This window comes from Acinetobacter sp. YH12251 (assembly GCF_013417465.1).
GTDB lineage: Bacteria > Pseudomonadota > Gammaproteobacteria > Pseudomonadales > Moraxellaceae > Acinetobacter > Acinetobacter amyesii.
In genome coordinates this window covers 144935-159921 of record NZ_VPDZ01000006.1, presented here as the reverse complement: position 1 = coordinate 159921, position 14987 = coordinate 144935, and the positions used below count along the sequence as shown (strand labels likewise).

Genomic DNA, 14987 nt, shown 5'->3' with positions numbered 1-14987 from the left:
TCCTAATAAAACCAAATATTTACTTAAATTCTAACTTGTAAATCAACTGCAGGGTTTAAAAATTTTTGACCCTGTTTTAATTTTTCATACATCTGGGTATCGTTCCATTCCGACTGAACCTGTTCGGAGAAGATAATTTGATCTAACTGCAACAACCCCATTTGTGCGTTGTCGATATCTTCTAAGAAGCTTTGCGCATAGCCTGTGTCTGTCTCATGCACAATTACAGAATACACCTCAACATCACCCTCACCATTTTGAGTTTCTGTTGATTTTAGAACTTGTTGTGCTAAGTAAAAGAAGATTCGTGAAAACTGTTCTGCTGAGGGCGATACGGGTAGTTCAACCCAACGTGCACTGAACTGTTTGCAGGCACGAATGTACTCAGCATCATCGTGTTGCCAAAAACAAATCGCGTGATCAAAACTGTCAAATAAGTCTTTAATTACCCCTTTGAGCAAACCGAAATCGTAAACCATTTGCCCATGGTCAAGTTTCGACGCTTTAAGTAATAGTTCGACTTTATAACTGTGTCCATGAATGGAACGTTTGCAACGGTCTGACGTGCAATTACGCACGATATGCGCGTTTTCAAACTTAAATAACTTACGAATTAACATGTGTCGTAATGCAATCAAATAATCTATGGGTTCTTAGAGATTATAATGCAAAAGTCTAACAAGAGGCATTAATTTTGCTATTCAGCACAATTGGGAAAAGGCATCATGAAAATTTAGCGACCTTTAAGACCTAAAATGGTGCCATACTGCGAAAAGCCACATATACATCTTTATCTTTTCGCACTAACTCACTGGTAAATTGACGCTTTCTTTCATTTAAAATAATTTCAATTTGCGCTTTAAAATAGTTCGACTGCACACCCAATTGTGAATTTAAAACTTCCCTATTTTCTGTGCTCACCTGTGCAAATGGCTCCATTGCCCATAAATCATTGATATTTTCGAAATGTTCAAATTTGGCAGCTTTTTGTTGCAAAGCTTGCTCAACTGCATTGACATCTAAACGATCATCCATAGTCGCTAACAAAAATGCAGGAGCGGTATTAATGTTTACCGTTGTTTCATGCGAGGGCAAGCTGCTCACATAGGGCGCAATCAGTTTATATTGAGCACCTTCAAAACCACGGACTGATTTCAGTTCTTCCACACTATGGAATTTTGCATTTGGCGGTAGTGCCGCATTATTTAAACCACGATAGTACGCCAGCTCTGCTCCCATCGGGCCAGAGGTCTCATCATCTTCATCTTGCCAATCAATCACGGCTTGACTTAATTCTGCGGGTAAACCAACACGCTGCAATATTTTTTCAAACCATAGCTTTGCTTTGTCATTTACCACACCCTCTTCTGAAACCAAACTATTAAGGTTAAATTTTCCAGATTCGTCTTGGAGCACACCTGCAACAGTTCCACCTTCCACAGGAAAGGCTGGCATAGGCTGAGCCCAATTTTCTTGGAGGTGATCCACCTGCCCTGCATTTTCGGCATCATTTACCAAAAGTTCAGCAAAAAATGCTTCAGCACTTTTCGCATATAACATCGATTGATTTTGGCGCATCACGTAGGCGGTATTTTCAGAAGTATGGGCTTGTTGTTTTGCGATGCCTGCTGCAACTATGGTTGCCAAAGCTACCATCATCAGGATAGTTAACAAAGCGATGCCACATTGCTGTTTCATAAGCAACTCCGAACTTCAAATGCCTCTACTACCTGACCGTTAACCATTCTTATTTTTATCCAATAAAAAATCAGTATTTAACAAACTGAATAGCCATTCATAGTCTGTTCCATCGACTGTGAGTTGCATCCTAATGCCGCGTGGTAACAGTTGTATGGTTTTTTCATTATTCAGATCTGCGGCAGCATCTGGCCAACTTTCCAACTCATTTGGATTGAGTACCGTGATTTTAAATTGTTCAACATTATCCAGTAATACACTCGAATCTGGCTGATCATGCCCCGTTTGGTTGAGATTTTTAAATTTTAGCCGATACAATTTTTTTTCATCAGCTTTGTATTGATATTCCACTCGCTCATCAGGTGCAATGCCCTGATTTAATGGGTCAGTGACACCAGTCTTACTGAAATTAAATCGGCCATTTTGCAACACCAACGCTGGTTGAATATCTCCATTAATATTGGCAGTTAATGGCACAGCTTGTACCGTGTCTCTGAGTATTTGCTGATGGGCATCTTGCAACTGACTCAGCCGTGCCTCATGGGTTGCGTTTCGTTCCTTCACTTTCGAGACATAATCAAAAACCTTCCAGCCCAATGCAGATAGCACTGCAAAGATGGCAATCGCAACCAAAAGCTCAACCAAGGTAAATCCTGCTTGATTCTTCATTCCTTGCTGCACAAGCACAGGCATATCTTGAGATGTACGTTTTTTTCTAGTTATTATTTTCATCCAACGGAGCCTTATAGTTAAAGAACACCAAACTGCTAATCCCTGCTTCAACATCGCCTGTTTCAGCATTCATCAAACTCACTTGGATATCAATCCGTTGTACATTTGGACTAATGGTGGCTTGGGCTTTTTTGTCAATTTGCCATCGTTCGCCTTGTTCAGTGACCTGTTTAGATGCAGTACCTGTCATCCATTCACGATTGATTTCCATCTTAGCGATTTCATTCAGCGCAACGAATTGTGCTTTATTTCTTAAAATTGCGTGTGCTGTCGACTGTGTATATTGCATCGCAACATTAGACAAAGCCATTGCCGCAGTCGCAAAAATCGCCAATGCCACCATGACTTCAAGTAGCGTAAATCCTTTAGCCCCCATTAACTTTCCCTAAATGATCAATTTCGATTTCATTGCCAATGGGACGTTCTTCAAAATAAAACTGTATACGCACAGGCTTCACTTCCCCATTACCTAACCAAATCAACTTGGGTGCATTGGTATTTAACAAATCATCATTATTGGCATTTTCATACTGCTGGTCTAAAGGCTGAATCGTAAAAGAGACATTTTCAGGTAATACTCGGGTTTCAAAGTTTTTATAGTTTTGCCATTTATTGTTCTGATTTAAAATACTATTTTCTACACGTTTTTGTTCTGGTAAATATTCTTGTACCGCATAGCTTTGCGTGTTGACATCCGTTCCAGCTTTTTGCTGTAAAGCCAATATCAAAGCTTGATCATTTGCATCACGTAAAATTCGTTTCAGATCCATCACAAACACTTCGCGTGCTTGCATGGCTTTGCGTTGATCTGTCCCACCAATATTTAAAAGTACCAATGAGGCCATGATGCCCATAATCACAATCACCACCATCAATTCTACGAGGGTGAAGCCACGAACCGATGATGGTGATGCACTTTTCATAAGCAGCCTTTAAGCGAATTGAGCAACCGCATGCACTTGTTTTGGTAAGGCCAAGGCTTGATCAATATAAGCAACCCGCAAGGTGTCTCTTGAACCCAAATAACGCTGATAAAAACTAGAGTTCAAAATTGCTGCAGCACCATGTGTAAGTGACCAAATCGAAGCAAGATAATCACGTACTGGCATGCTACTTTGAATCGACTCCAAATAACGCTCAGTTATACGGATGATCAATCGTAGGCGCTGTTTGCGCACTTGATAAAGTTCACTAAACAAGTGTTGAATACCCACACCCGTTGTCGATAAACGCTCTTCAATTTGATGAAACAACACTGTACGTTCTGGGTGATGTAAGTGATGCAACATAAAGAAAGCAAGGTGTTCAGGAAAAGCTTTATCGGTGTCTTTAATCATTTCCAATAACATGCGTTCATTACGAATAATGAGCAACATATATAGTTCATCTTTACTTTGAAAATGTTTATATAACGTCCCTTTTGCCAAGTCGAGTTCTGCCGCTAGCGCATCTAGTGTCATCCCTGCTTCGCCATTTTCCAATAGCAGCTGCTCTGCCACTTGGAAAATTAATGCCTCTCTTGCTCTAAACTGAGCTTGACGATCCATCTTCACCCTATACTCTCTTACTCTTATATCAATTCAAATTATTTACTTAAGATTGAGGAGATTTTCAAAGTTTTGCATTGTAATGAAAGCCATCTCTTCAATTGACTTATCATATACATCACTTAAGGCTTTGGCTACATAAGGAACGTATTTTGGTTCATTAGACTTTCCTCTATAGGGCATCGGTGCAAGGTATGGGCTATCTGTTTCAATCAGCACGCGATCCAGTGGTACTTGCTTGGCCACATCACGCAAATCTTGTGCATTTTTAAAAGAAACAATGCCTGAAAATGACACGTAATAACCACAATCTAAGACAGCTTTTGCCGTTTCCCAATCTTCAGTAAAACAATGCAAAATACCGTGAGTAGATTTCTCTGCACGGATAATATCCACCGTATCATGCTTTGCAGAACGAGTATGTACAACCACCGGTTTTTTCACGGCTTGCGATGCGCGAATATGGCGGGCAAAACATTCTTTTTGCTCTGCAACAAAGTCGGTACTATGAAAATAGTCCAGCCCTGTTTCACCAATCGCCCAAACCTTTTCAGGTTGTGCTAATTCAATGAGATATTCTTCTGTTGCCCGAGCCATCGTTGCAGGATCTTCACATGGGTGCACCCCAACGGAATAACCCACATCGGCATGACGTGAAGCAATTTTTGAAAGTTCGATATGGTCATCTAGATCAACCGAGATACTCATAAATTTTGAGACCCCGGCTTGACGAGCCTGATCCAATGCAAGATCTAAATTACCCTCATAAGAGCTTAAGTCAAGCATGGTTAAATGGCAATGGGTATCTACAAACACAATATGTACCTACAAGTCTTCACTGTTGTAACTACATAGTGTAACTTCTACGCCCCTCAGATTTAAGCCCTGCAAGTAAACGTTCTGCTTCTGTTTTGAAATAAACGCCTTTTTCGCCGCTTAATTGAATTCCAAAGCCTTGTGGTTTAATGCCATTTTGCTTTTGCGAAATCCAAATCACTTTCCCTGTCAAAGGAATTTTTATACTTTGTTCAGGCAGCGTAGCCAATAAGAAAACTTCATCACCCATTTTCACAGCTTGCTTTGATGGTACAAATAAACCGCCACCAACGACATAAGGCATGTAGCTCGCAAAAAGTGTTTCCACATCTGGAATATTAGCGTGAACAATCCCGCCCATACGTGGTTGCATGATTTTTCCCCTTAATTAAACATTCATCAGTTTGATGCAAAGCTCATCTACGACCAGATTCCCCTGTACGTTCTGCTCGATGAACTGCTTAGACTGCTGTAATTCTGTATAAATCCCAAAGAGTATTTCGAGCGAATATTGCTCTGCCAACACTCCAAAATCCAAATCTATATTTTTTATGGATTGATTTAGCTTGACACAAATTATATCGGACAACAAGTATTCAAACATTTGACTAAAATCACTAAAACTCAGAGCTTTATTCCACTTGGTCGCAATTGCCATCGGCATGTTTTTTTGTGTCACAAGTTTTTGCCAATCTTGTAGAAAATCTTGGCGCATATTTAACCATTCGCTACTTGCCAATGAAATCGCTTGTAATGGCATTTGACTGGCTAAGTTCATGAGAACTTTGCGCTGAGTTTCACCACTATCGGGCAAATGCTGCTGTAAATAAAGTTGTGATTGTTCTGGTTCGATACGATCCAATGCATAGTGCTGCATTCGACTGCGAATTGTTGCTGGCAATTTCAAATAATGCTCTGCCAACAACATAATCACAATCCGTTCGCCCGGCTCTTCTAGCGTTTTCAGCAACGCATTCGATGACGCAATGTTTAATGCTTCAGCAGGCTCAATCAACACAACTCGCCAACCATCCACGGTTTGTTGTACAAAAGGCAACAAATCACGAATTTTTTCGATTTTAATTTTGGCATTTTGCTTTTTATTGTCTTCATCTGTACTGATGTGGACAAAATTTGGATGTGTATCTGACTTTAACCACTGGCAACTCCCACACTCACCACATGGCTCAGTCCGCTCATCACGTTTTTGACACAGCACCCATGCAAGAAATTGTTTTGCAAATGCCTCTTTACCACAGCCTTTTTTGCCATACAAAAGCACGCCATGTCCCAGTTGTGGAAAACGGCTGGTTAATGTATTCCATGTATTTTGCTGCCAAGGGTACACTTGCGCCACAATTTCATTTTGCATAAATCATTTAACCTTATTCGAAGTTTGAAACATCCATTTGGTTCAAACGATCAAGGTCAGATTGAGTGTCTACGCCCGGTGGTAGGTTCGCTTCTGCCACAGCAATGGCAATACGGTGACCATTTTCCAAAACGCGTAATTGTTCAAGGCTTTCTAATTTTTCTAGTACACCCATATCCCAAGTGACATATTCTTGTAGCAGTTTTACGCGGTATGCATATAGGCCTAAATGACGATAAGCCTGATCATGCAAGGTTTGTTCTGCTTGCTTTGCACCATCACGGTCATACGGAATAGTCGCACGGCTGAAATACAGCGCTTGATTGTGCTTTGACATCACCACTTTGACGATACTGTCACGTTGAAACTCATCCAGACTATGAATCGGCTCACAGAGCGTCGACATTGAACATGTCGGCTGATCAACGAGTAATTGTGCAACTTGTTTTACCAATTGAGCGGGAAGCAAAGGTTCATCGCCTTGCACATTGACAATAATGTCATCACTCGCCCAACCTTTGATGCGTGCAACTTCACTTAAACGATCTGTCCCTGATGGATGCTCTGCAGAGGTCAATACCACATCAACCCCTTCCGCACGACATACTGCTGCAATACGTTCATCATCTGTAGCAACACAAAGGTCATCGAATCCTGCAACTTTTTGGGCTTGATCGACCACTCGTAAAATCATCGGACGGCCATGAATTTCAAGCAATGGCTTACCTGGTAAACGAGAACTTGAAAAACGTGCAGGAATAACAATATGTTTCATAAATTAAATGCCTTCGGGAAGTTTCAGACCCAGTTGTTTCAACTGCGCATGCAAAGTTTCATAACACGCAGGTGACAACACTGCATCTACAGGAACAACCCATATTTCTCTTTTAAAATCTGGATTATTTTTGAGGATCGCTAAAATTTTAACTGCATCTTTTTCAGTGGTAATGATGGGATTGGCATCTTCAAACTGCAAATCACTCAGTTCATATTCATAATGATCCGGGAATTCATGACATTGAAATTGATGAATCCCCATGTTTTCTAGGGTTTTATAAAAGCGTTGCGGAAAGCCGATACCCACCACAGCATAAAAATCTTTATTTGCATCAAATGTCGTCACAAGATCTTTATTGAGCAAATAAGGCTGCGCCGCTTCTAGGTGCATATTCAGTGGAGAACTTGGATCTGCTGAATGCTCAATGACCGTTCCACTGGCAAGGCGCTTTTTCGGTTCACGCAAATAACCTTCGGGTAATAATTTTTCATTGCCTAAACCACGATTATTATCCAGCACGATCCACTCCAACTGACGTTGAAGCGCCCAATGCTGCAAACCATCATCGCAGATAATCAAATCCAATTCATGCTTGGATAGTAGCAACTCAATACTTTGCTGGCGGTTTGGACCGACTGCCATCGGCACACCTGTAGACTGAACAATTAAGCTCGGTTCATCACCCACCATTTCAACCGTCGAGTCTAAATCGACATAAGCCGGAAATGGTCCTTGACCACCATAGCCACGACTGATCACACCAACACGCAGGTTTAAGCTATTTAAATAACTGACCAAGTGAATGAGCAAGGGGGTTTTGCCACTCCCACCCACTGTAATATTTCCAATGACCATGACTGGAATAGGCGCTTTATAGCTTTGCTTAATACCTGATTGATAGAGTTTTTTATTAAGTAAAAATCCGCCACGATAAAGCCATGACAAAGGTCTAAACACAATGAGCCACTTTGCCTGTTCATTCCAAGCATCCTGAATCAATTGTGCAAAAGACATGACTTAATTTTCCTCAAAATTACGCTGATGAAGTTGGTAATATGCACCACGTTGTGCCATCAATTCTGTATGCGAACCTTGTTCAATAATACGCCCTTTATCCATCACTACAATACAGTCTGCATTTTCAATGGTCGATAAACGATGCGCAATCACGATCGTGGTACGATCTTGCATCGCAGCGTCAAATGCTTGCTGAATATAAAATTCAGATTCGTTATCTAGCGCACTAGTCGCTTCATCTAAAATTAAGATCGGTGCATTTTTCAAAATGGCACGTGCAATCGCAATCCGTTGACGTTGACCACCAGATAGATTTAAACCTTGGGCACCCAATGGTGTGTCATAACCTTGCGGTAAATCCATAATAAAATCATGTGCAAATGCAGCTTTGGCAGCAGCAATGACTTGCTCATCTGTTGCATGCTCGAGCTGACCATAAGCGATATTTTCACGTACTGTACGGTTAAACAAAACCACTTGCTGATTGACCATCGAAATCTGAGTACGCAAGCTATTGAGTTCTATGTCGTGAATATCATGCTGATCTAGCAACAATTGTCCTGATGACACCTCTTGGTAACGCACCAACAGATTGACCAATGAAGTTTTACCTGCACCTGAACGCCCAACCAATGCAACGGTTTGCCCTGCATTAACTTTTAAATTGAAGTCATGAATCGCATGGTGACCATCAGCATAGATCAAATTGACATTTTTAAATTCGACATCGCCTTTCAAAGCAGGCTTCAGCGTGCCGTCATTCACTTCTTCAGGCATATCAAGCAATTCAAAAACTGAATAAGCTGCTGCCATGCCTCGTTGTAGTTTTTCGTTGACATCCGTCAAGGTTTTAATTGGCTTACTCAACATACCTGCGGCAGTGATATAGGCAACAAACTCACCCGCGGTTGTATCTTGTAAAATCTCTGGGCGTAGCGCGATATACATCACGATACTGAGCGCGATCGACATAATCAGCTGAACAATCGGGCTATTGAGTTGCTGCACCACAACCATTTTTAAGCCGCGACGTAAGTTCTCCATTGAGCTTTCATAAAAACGTTTTTGTTCATAATCTTGCCCTGCAAAGCCCTTCACTACCAAGTTGCCTTGTACTGTCTCTTGCACCACATGGTTAACGTCACCCATGGTACTTTGTACTTGCATGGATAATTTACGCATCCGCTTGGACGCTTTACGGATGATCAGACCAATAATTGGGCCAAAAATCAAAATACACAGGGTTAAACGCCAGTTGGTATACAGCAAATAACCCAATAATGCGATGGTAATTAGACCCTGTTGTACAATCGTTTTCAGTGACTCAGACGATGCCGCCGTCAACTGTTCAACGTTATACATAATTTTTGCAGTGATATGACCGCTCGAATTATCTAAATAATATTGCGAAGGCAAACGCATGAGTTTTGCGAACACTTGCTGACGAATATTAAAAATTAAGTTTCGAGAAATCACTGCGGTAAAATATCCCCCCATGAACAAACCGAGTCCACGGAAGAACATCAATAAAACCACCAAGAGTGGAAATAAGGTTGTAAAGCTTTGATCTTTGTTTTGAATGGCTTCAATAATGCGTTCCAATAATTTTGCGACAGAAACTTCTGTCGCAGCATTAATACCGAAACCAAGCAAAACCAGCAGGCCGATTCCCCAAAAAGGTTTTAAATAACTTAATAGGCGTAAATAGACCTTAAAATCGTGCTTCACTAATAACCTCGAGTTGGAACTTTGGTACTGATGTTGATATTCACAAATCCAAGTTGACCTGCAACATCCATCACCCGAATCACATCCTGATGTGTTGCTTTTGCATCTGCTGCAATCACAAACATTAAATCACGACGATCATTGGCTGTCTGTTTAATTGCAGTATTCAAATCAGAGACTTCTTTACTCGCCAATGACTGACCATTGACAGAATAGTGTCCTGAAGAATCCACCACAACTTCAATCTTTTGATCATAGTTTTTAGGTGGAACACCCTGTGCATCTGGCAAAGTCAAGTTCATTCGACTCATCTGGTTAAAGGTAGTCGAGAGCAACAAGAACACCAAAATGAACATCAAACAGTCAATCATCGGTGTGAGGTTGATATGAATATCTTCAATCTGACGACGTTTAAATTTCATGCGCAGTCTCCACTCAGCTGGCTTTCTGAATGTCCTGACTTTCTACTTCAGGTGTTTTTTTATAAAACAAAGCGGCATGAAATAATGTCGACTGCTGTTCTAACTCAGCCACATATTCCTGAACCAAACGCTGGAAATAACGATGCGCAAACAATGCAGGCACAGCAATCAACATACCGGCAGCAGTGGTAATCAATGCTTTAGAAATACCTGGCATCATTAACACTGGATCACTATTGGTGCCTATATCAATCATTAAGAATGCTTCAATAATACCGATCACCGTACCCAACAAACCTAGTAAAGGTGCAACAGCACTTAAAGTGCCCAAAAAGTTGATATTTTTTTCTAAATAACCAATTTCTTGTGACGCTGTGACTTCCATTTGCGCACGTGCATATTGCTCGTTTTGATCTTTACTAGCGTAACCTGCGCCCAATACACGACCCAATGTACTTTGTTGTAAAGTTGGACTTTGCTTTAGCTGCTGCACCACATCTTTCACCGATGTGTTTACATTCATCATCAAGTCTTTTGGCAACACCATTGATTTTTTTAAACGAATAAAACGCTCAATGGTAATAGCTACCGTAAAGATCGAACAAATGACGAGCGGGATCATTAACCACCCGCCCGCTTTGACTAATTCCCACATTTGATTTTCCCCAATAAATCGAATTTAAAAATTATTCAGCTAGACAAATATTTAAAATGCCATCTAGCTCTTCAAGAGTATGGTAGCTAATCACCAGCTTGCCTTTCCCTTGTTTATTATGATCAATTTTCACGTCTGCACTGAAACGATCAGAGAGACGTTGTGTCAGTTGTTGAATGTCTGATGAAACAATTGGTTTAGCTTTTTGTTGTTTTGGTGCATTCAAATCACGAACAAATTGTTCGGTTTGACGTACAGACATACTTTTTTCAATCACCATTTCAGCAACTTTAAGCTGATCTTTGGCTTTTAACGTCAAGATCGCACGTGCATGCCCCATATCGAGCAAACCTTGCTGCATAAAGTCTTTGACTTGATCCGCTAAAGACAAGAGGCGTAGCAAGTTACTAATCGTGGTACGTGCTTTACCGACCGTATCGGCAATCTCTTGATGACTTAAACCGAACTCGTCATGGAAGCGTTGTAAAGCCATAGCTTGATCGATTGGGTTCAGATCTTGACGTTGAATGTTTTCAATCAATGCCAAGGCAATTGCCACTTGGTCACTCAAGTCACGAACAATGGCTGGAACTTCGGTTAAACCTGCAAGCTGAGCCGCACGCCAACGACGCTCACCTGCAATAATTTCATAGGGATGCTTTTCATCTTCTACAGGACGAATCACGATTGGCTGCATGACGCCATGCTTTTCAATCGATGCAGCAAGTTCTTGTAAATCTTGTTCTTTAATGAAACGACGCGGTTGATACTCACCACGTTTCAATAAATGCACATCAATTTGTTTTAACTGTCCATGATCTAAAGCTTTTGCTTCGAGCTGTAGTTTTTCTTTTTGGATTGAGCCGAGTAAGGCATCCAGACCACGACCTTTAGCCAGTCCGCGTTTTTTTACGGTCATGCTTTAGTTCCTTTTTTTACTTTGGTTTTTTTTAACATCTCAGCTGCCAAGTTCAAATAAGCAACTGCACCCTTCGAGCTTTTTTCAAAATAAATCACTGGTAAACCGTGCGCAGGCGCTTCAGCCAAACGAATATTACGCGGAATGACCGTGTCATAAAGTTTCTGACCGAAGTATTGTTCAAGCTCAGCAGACACATCACGTGTTAAGGCATTACGCGCATCGTACATGGTACGAAGCACACCCACGATCTCTAGATCTGGGTTTAAAGCTTGCTGAATACGGTCAATGGTTTGGGTTAGGTCAGCCAAACCTTCTAGGGCATAATATTCACACTGCATTGGAATCAGCACAGCACGTACCGCTGCAAGTGCATTGACAGTGATCAAACTTAAACTTGGTGCACAATCGACAATAATATAGTCGAAGTCTTTTTCGACGCTTGCCAATGCTTCACGTAAAATAAACTCACGACCGTCTTGATCTGCAATTGCAAGCTCAACGCCAGCTAAGTCACGGTTTGCACCTAAAACCTTATAGCCCACTTCCGCTTTATAAATAGCGGTTTCAATTGGCACTTCACCAAGTAAGACATCCGTGACTGAATACAACAAATCATTTTTTTGAATGCCCGAACCCATCGTGGCATTGCCTTGTGAATCCATGTCCACAAGTAAAACTCGTTTTTTTAATATGGCTAAAGATGCAGCCAAGTTCACAGCAGTTGTGGTTTTACCTACGCCACCCTTTTGGTTTGCAATCGCAATAATTTGAGCCATGGTAACCCCAGTCCTTTGAAAATTTTAAATACGTTTAAGAAAAATTAAATGACGCTGCTCATCAAGTCGTGGAACTTTTAATGCAACGATATCAATCTTGAAATCACTTTTCAGTGTTTCAACTTCTTCTTCAGGAATTAAGCCTTTCATCGACGCGATAATACTTTGCGCATGCATATACGGTTTAGACGCATCCACAAAATCCGTTAACGATGCAAAAGCACGACTGGTAATCACATCAAACTGCCCCAGTTCATTAATGCTGTCTTCATTTTCGACACGTGTTTGTACCGCAATGACATTTTTTAGTTTTAAGTCAGCAATAAATTGTTTTAAGAATCGAATTTTTTTACCGTTGGCATCTAAAAGCACACATTCACGTTCAGGCTGACACAGTGCAATGATCATGCCCGGCATGCCACCACCCGTACCGATATCCAATAAACGACCTGCAGGCAAATCATTTAGGATACTTAAGCTATCCAATAAATGCTTAACCAACATTTCTTTAGGATCACGAATAGCAGTCAAGTTATACGCTTTGTTCCACAGCACTAGGGCATCTTGGTATTTCAGCAATAGATTTAATGCTTCTTCACTCAAATCTAAGCCAAGCTTTTGACTACCTTGCTTTAAGTCTTGAAAAAAAGGATGCATAAAGAAGACATCTCAATAAAAATTAACTGAAGTATACCGATTTCTAAGCCGTGGAACAGTAGCTAACGCTTAGCGAATATGCACTTAATCGTACATGCCTTGGCGAATCTGTAGATCTAGATCACTTAAACGCTCAGGTGTGCCAACATCAACCCACGCAGTTTGCATTTTCTCTGCAGAAATTTTTCCATCCAACATAGCTTGTTTCAATAAAGGTGCGAGCGGACGCTTGCCAGCTTCCAATCCATTAAACATGTTTGGATGTATAACTGCGATTCCGCTATAGGTGAGTGCCTCGCCTGCATGTTCTTGCTCAAAGGTATAACTACGCCCAGCATCCAAGATAAAATCACCCTTTGGATGTTGCGCTGGGTTAGTCACATAGACCAAGTGTGCCAAGTCATCTTTTAGCTCAACATTGAGCAAGGCCGAAAAATCGTAGGTCGTCCAGACGTCACCATTCACCAAAATAAACGGTTCTGTCCCAAGCAAAGGTAAAGCATTAATAATGCCACCGGCTGTTTCCAGACCTTCCGCTTCACGTGTCCAGCGAATATTCACACCAAACTGCGAACCATCACCCAAAGTACCAATCAGGATATCTGCAAGCCATGCAGAATTGATGATGATTTCAGTTACGCCAATTTTTTTTAGCTTTTCTATATGCCAAACAATCAGTGGTTTTCCACCCACTTCAAGCAAAGGCTTTGGCTTATACAATGTTAAAGGGCGCATCCGATTTCCGAGACCCGCAGCTAAAATCATGGCTTTCATTATGCAACAACCTCATAAGTGCCGTATTTGGCTTCAAATTTCGGCAATACTTTAGCGCGAATAAATTGCATAAAAGGTTGTAATTCTGCATATGGTTTACTTTCTTCAAGTAAATACCACATCACACGCGGCAAATCTTTGAGATAACCTGACTTACCATCACGCTCAAATAAGCGCACAAAAATGCCTAAAATTTTGATATGACGTTGAATCGCCATCAGGTCAGCGTCTTGTTTGAATTGCTCAAAGTTACGACCTTCTTTAGCCGATGCAGGTAGCAAATCATAGAACGTCTTAAACCATGCATAAACACGATCTGCATTCCACTGCACATAGGCATCACGTGTGATTGAGATCAAATCATAAGTATCTGCACCAATCACAGCATCTTGGAAATCAATCACGCCCTGATCTTGCTCACCATCAAGTACCATCAAATTACGGCTATGAAAATCACGATGCACAATCACTTGAGGCTGAGCCAATGCAGCATTGGCTAAGATAGCAAAGGTTCGTTTAATCAGTGCCGATTCTTCTTCAGTAGGCTGCACTTGTAGAGATGGCAATAACCAATCGGTTAACAGCTCCATTTCAGAAATCAGCTTTTCATAGGTATATGCAGGAAAATGCGCAGTACCATCAATTGACTGTAATTGAATCAACTGTTTAAAACTTTGAGCATAATGTGCGTCTACGGTTTGATCATTCAACAACGTAGACAATAAAACATCACCAAAATCTTCTAACAATAAGAAGCCTTGATCGAGGTCTTTGGCCACGATATGTGGTACACGCACGCCATGTGCATCAAAAAATTCATCAATCGACACAAAAGGACCACAATCTTCTTTTTCTGGTGGTGCATCCATGAGCATAAATGTTTTATTATTCAATTTGATTCGTGCATAACGACGGAAGCTTGCATCGCCTGCTAAGAAGTTAATTTCAAATTGATCTGAACCGAGTACAGATGAAATCCAAGTTTGTATCAATTGTTCACGTTGTGTATTCATTTGCGATAAATTCTAATACAGGCTGAGTTTTTAAAGTGCTAAGTGTAGCTACTTATCAACTTTTTCTCTATGATGCGACA

The 14987-nt window shown here is 41.0% G+C and carries 19 protein-coding genes; all 19 read right to left on the bottom strand.

Annotated elements, in window-relative coordinates:
* Nucleotides 1-23: 23 nt before the first annotated feature.
* The 19 genes from FTV27_RS06655 to FTV27_RS06565 all read right to left on the bottom strand — a co-directional run bounded on the left by FTV27_RS06655 (nt 24) and on the right by FTV27_RS06565 (nt 14907).
* Nucleotides 24-620 carry a 6-carboxytetrahydropterin synthase gene (locus FTV27_RS06655; protein WP_180077646.1) on the bottom strand — a complete coding sequence of 199 codons (597 nt, stop codon included), beginning with the start codon at nt 618-620 and terminating at the stop codon, nt 24-26.
* Nucleotides 621-750: 130 nt separating this feature from the next.
* Entirely contained in the window at nt 751-1698 is a 948-nt protein-coding gene (gene gspK / locus FTV27_RS06650) for a type II secretion system minor pseudopilin GspK (RefSeq protein ID WP_180077644.1), read from the bottom strand.
* A gap of 39 nt (nt 1699-1737) precedes the next feature.
* Nucleotides 1738-2367 (bottom strand): type II secretion system minor pseudopilin GspJ, encoded by a 630-nt coding sequence (gene gspJ, locus FTV27_RS06645; protein WP_180077749.1) that lies wholly within the window; start codon nt 2365-2367, stop codon nt 1738-1740.
* 46 nt (nt 2368-2413) lie between these two features.
* Complete coding sequence (gene gspI, locus FTV27_RS06640) at nt 2414-2806, bottom strand: type II secretion system minor pseudopilin GspI (protein ID WP_180077642.1); 393 nt, start codon at nt 2804-2806, stop codon at nt 2414-2416.
* Nucleotides 2796-3353: a type II secretion system protein gene (locus FTV27_RS06635; protein ID WP_180077640.1), complete on the bottom strand. Its 558-nt coding sequence runs from the start codon at nt 3351-3353 to the stop codon at nt 2796-2798. Before FTV27_RS06635 ends, gspI begins: the two co-directional genes overlap by 11 nt.
* A 9-nt stretch (nt 3354-3362) precedes the next feature.
* Entirely contained in the window at nt 3363-3977 is a 615-nt protein-coding gene (locus FTV27_RS06630; RefSeq protein WP_180077638.1) for a TetR/AcrR family transcriptional regulator, read from the bottom strand.
* 42 nt (nt 3978-4019) lie between these two features.
* On the bottom strand, nt 4020-4793 hold the full coding sequence (locus tag FTV27_RS06625) for a TatD family hydrolase (RefSeq protein WP_180077636.1): 774 nt from the start codon (nt 4791-4793) through the stop codon (nt 4020-4022).
* Nucleotides 4794-4824: 31 nt separating this feature from the next.
* Complete coding sequence (locus tag FTV27_RS06620; protein WP_111885061.1) at nt 4825-5166, bottom strand: PilZ domain-containing protein; 342 nt, start codon at nt 5164-5166, stop codon at nt 4825-4827.
* A gap of 15 nt (nt 5167-5181) precedes the next feature.
* The gene (locus tag FTV27_RS06615; RefSeq protein ID WP_180077634.1) at nt 5182-6165 is read right to left on the bottom strand and encodes a DNA polymerase III subunit delta'; all 984 of its coding nucleotides are present in this window, start codon (nt 6163-6165) and stop codon (nt 5182-5184) included.
* A 13-nt stretch (nt 6166-6178) separates the two neighbouring features.
* On the bottom strand, nt 6179-6940 hold the full coding sequence (gene kdsB / locus FTV27_RS06610) for a 3-deoxy-manno-octulosonate cytidylyltransferase (RefSeq protein ID WP_180077632.1): 762 nt from the start codon (nt 6938-6940) through the stop codon (nt 6179-6181).
* 3 nt (nt 6941-6943) lie between these two features.
* Nucleotides 6944-7957 (bottom strand): tetraacyldisaccharide 4'-kinase, encoded by a 1014-nt coding sequence (gene lpxK / locus FTV27_RS06605; protein ID WP_180077630.1) that lies wholly within the window; start codon nt 7955-7957, stop codon nt 6944-6946.
* Between the two features lie 3 nt (nt 7958-7960).
* Nucleotides 7961-9688 carry a lipid A export permease/ATP-binding protein MsbA gene (msbA, locus tag FTV27_RS06600; protein ID WP_180077628.1) on the bottom strand — a complete coding sequence of 576 codons (1728 nt, stop codon included), beginning with the start codon at nt 9686-9688 and terminating at the stop codon, nt 7961-7963.
* Nucleotides 9688-10110 (bottom strand): biopolymer transporter ExbD, encoded by a 423-nt coding sequence (locus tag FTV27_RS06595; RefSeq protein ID WP_180077627.1) that lies wholly within the window; start codon nt 10108-10110, stop codon nt 9688-9690. The genes msbA and FTV27_RS06595 overlap by 1 nt, the downstream gene beginning before the upstream one ends.
* A 13-nt stretch (nt 10111-10123) precedes the next feature.
* Nucleotides 10124-10765 (bottom strand): MotA/TolQ/ExbB proton channel family protein, encoded by a 642-nt coding sequence (locus FTV27_RS06590; RefSeq protein ID WP_078188956.1) that lies wholly within the window; start codon nt 10763-10765, stop codon nt 10124-10126.
* A 31-nt stretch (nt 10766-10796) separates the two neighbouring features.
* Nucleotides 10797-11684 (bottom strand): ParB/RepB/Spo0J family partition protein, encoded by an 888-nt coding sequence (locus FTV27_RS06585; protein WP_111885065.1) that lies wholly within the window; start codon nt 11682-11684, stop codon nt 10797-10799.
* Nucleotides 11681-12463, bottom strand: a complete 783-nt coding sequence (locus FTV27_RS06580) for a ParA family protein (protein WP_078188958.1) — start codon at nt 12461-12463, stop codon at nt 11681-11683. Before FTV27_RS06580 ends, FTV27_RS06585 begins: the two co-directional genes overlap by 4 nt.
* Nucleotides 12464-12487: 24 nt before the next feature.
* Nucleotides 12488-13120 carry a 16S rRNA (guanine(527)-N(7))-methyltransferase RsmG gene (gene rsmG / locus FTV27_RS06575; protein WP_180003083.1) on the bottom strand — a complete coding sequence of 211 codons (633 nt, stop codon included), beginning with the start codon at nt 13118-13120 and terminating at the stop codon, nt 12488-12490.
* A gap of 84 nt (nt 13121-13204) precedes the next feature.
* Nucleotides 13205-13894 carry an N-acetylmuramate alpha-1-phosphate uridylyltransferase MurU gene (gene murU, locus FTV27_RS06570; RefSeq protein ID WP_180077625.1) on the bottom strand — a complete coding sequence of 230 codons (690 nt, stop codon included), beginning with the start codon at nt 13892-13894 and terminating at the stop codon, nt 13205-13207.
* On the bottom strand, nt 13894-14907 hold the full coding sequence (locus tag FTV27_RS06565; RefSeq protein WP_180077623.1) for an aminoglycoside phosphotransferase family protein: 1014 nt from the start codon (nt 14905-14907) through the stop codon (nt 13894-13896). Before FTV27_RS06565 ends, murU begins: the two co-directional genes overlap by 1 nt.
* Nucleotides 14908-14987 lie beyond the last annotated feature (80 nt).

Coding starts and splice junctions, on each gene's coding strand:
- FTV27_RS06655 (WP_180077646.1), bottom strand. CDS start 620: ATGTTAATTCGTAAGTTATTTAAGTTTGAAAACGCGCATATCGTGCGT.
- gspK (WP_180077644.1), bottom strand. CDS start 1,698: ATGAAACAGCAATGTGGCATCGCTTTGTTAACTATCCTGATGATGGTA.
- gspJ (WP_180077749.1), bottom strand. CDS start 2,367: ATGAAGAATCAAGCAGGATTTACCTTGGTTGAGCTTTTGGTTGCGATT.
- gspI (WP_180077642.1), bottom strand. CDS start 2,806: ATGGGGGCTAAAGGATTTACGCTACTTGAAGTCATGGTGGCATTGGCG.
- FTV27_RS06635 (WP_180077640.1), bottom strand. CDS start 3,353: ATGAAAAGTGCATCACCATCATCGGTTCGTGGCTTCACCCTCGTAGAA.
- FTV27_RS06630 (WP_180077638.1), bottom strand. CDS start 3,977: ATGGATCGTCAAGCTCAGTTTAGAGCAAGAGAGGCATTAATTTTCCAA.
- FTV27_RS06620 (WP_111885061.1), bottom strand. CDS start 5,166: ATGCAACCACGTATGGGCGGGATTGTTCACGCTAATATTCCAGATGTG.
- FTV27_RS06615 (WP_180077634.1), bottom strand. CDS start 6,165: ATGCAAAATGAAATTGTGGCGCAAGTGTACCCTTGGCAGCAAAATACA.
- kdsB (WP_180077632.1), bottom strand. CDS start 6,940: ATGAAACATATTGTTATTCCTGCACGTTTTTCAAGTTCTCGTTTACCA.
- lpxK (WP_180077630.1), bottom strand. CDS start 7,957: ATGTCTTTTGCACAATTGATTCAGGATGCTTGGAATGAACAGGCAAAG.
- FTV27_RS06595 (WP_180077627.1), bottom strand. CDS start 10,110: ATGAAATTTAAACGTCGTCAGATTGAAGATATTCATATCAACCTCACA.
- FTV27_RS06590 (WP_078188956.1), bottom strand. CDS start 10,765: ATGTGGGAATTAGTCAAAGCGGGCGGGTGGTTAATGATCCCGCTCGTC.
- FTV27_RS06585 (WP_111885065.1), bottom strand. CDS start 11,684: ATGACCGTAAAAAAACGCGGACTGGCTAAAGGTCGTGGTCTGGATGCC.
- FTV27_RS06580 (WP_078188958.1), bottom strand. CDS start 12,463: ATGGCTCAAATTATTGCGATTGCAAACCAAAAGGGTGGCGTAGGTAAA.
- rsmG (WP_180003083.1), bottom strand. CDS start 13,120: ATGCATCCTTTTTTTCAAGACTTAAAGCAAGGTAGTCAAAAGCTTGGC.
- murU (WP_180077625.1), bottom strand. CDS start 13,894: ATGAAAGCCATGATTTTAGCTGCGGGTCTCGGAAATCGGATGCGCCCT.
- FTV27_RS06565 (WP_180077623.1), bottom strand. CDS start 14,907: ATGAATACACAACGTGAACAATTGATACAAACTTGGATTTCATCTGTA.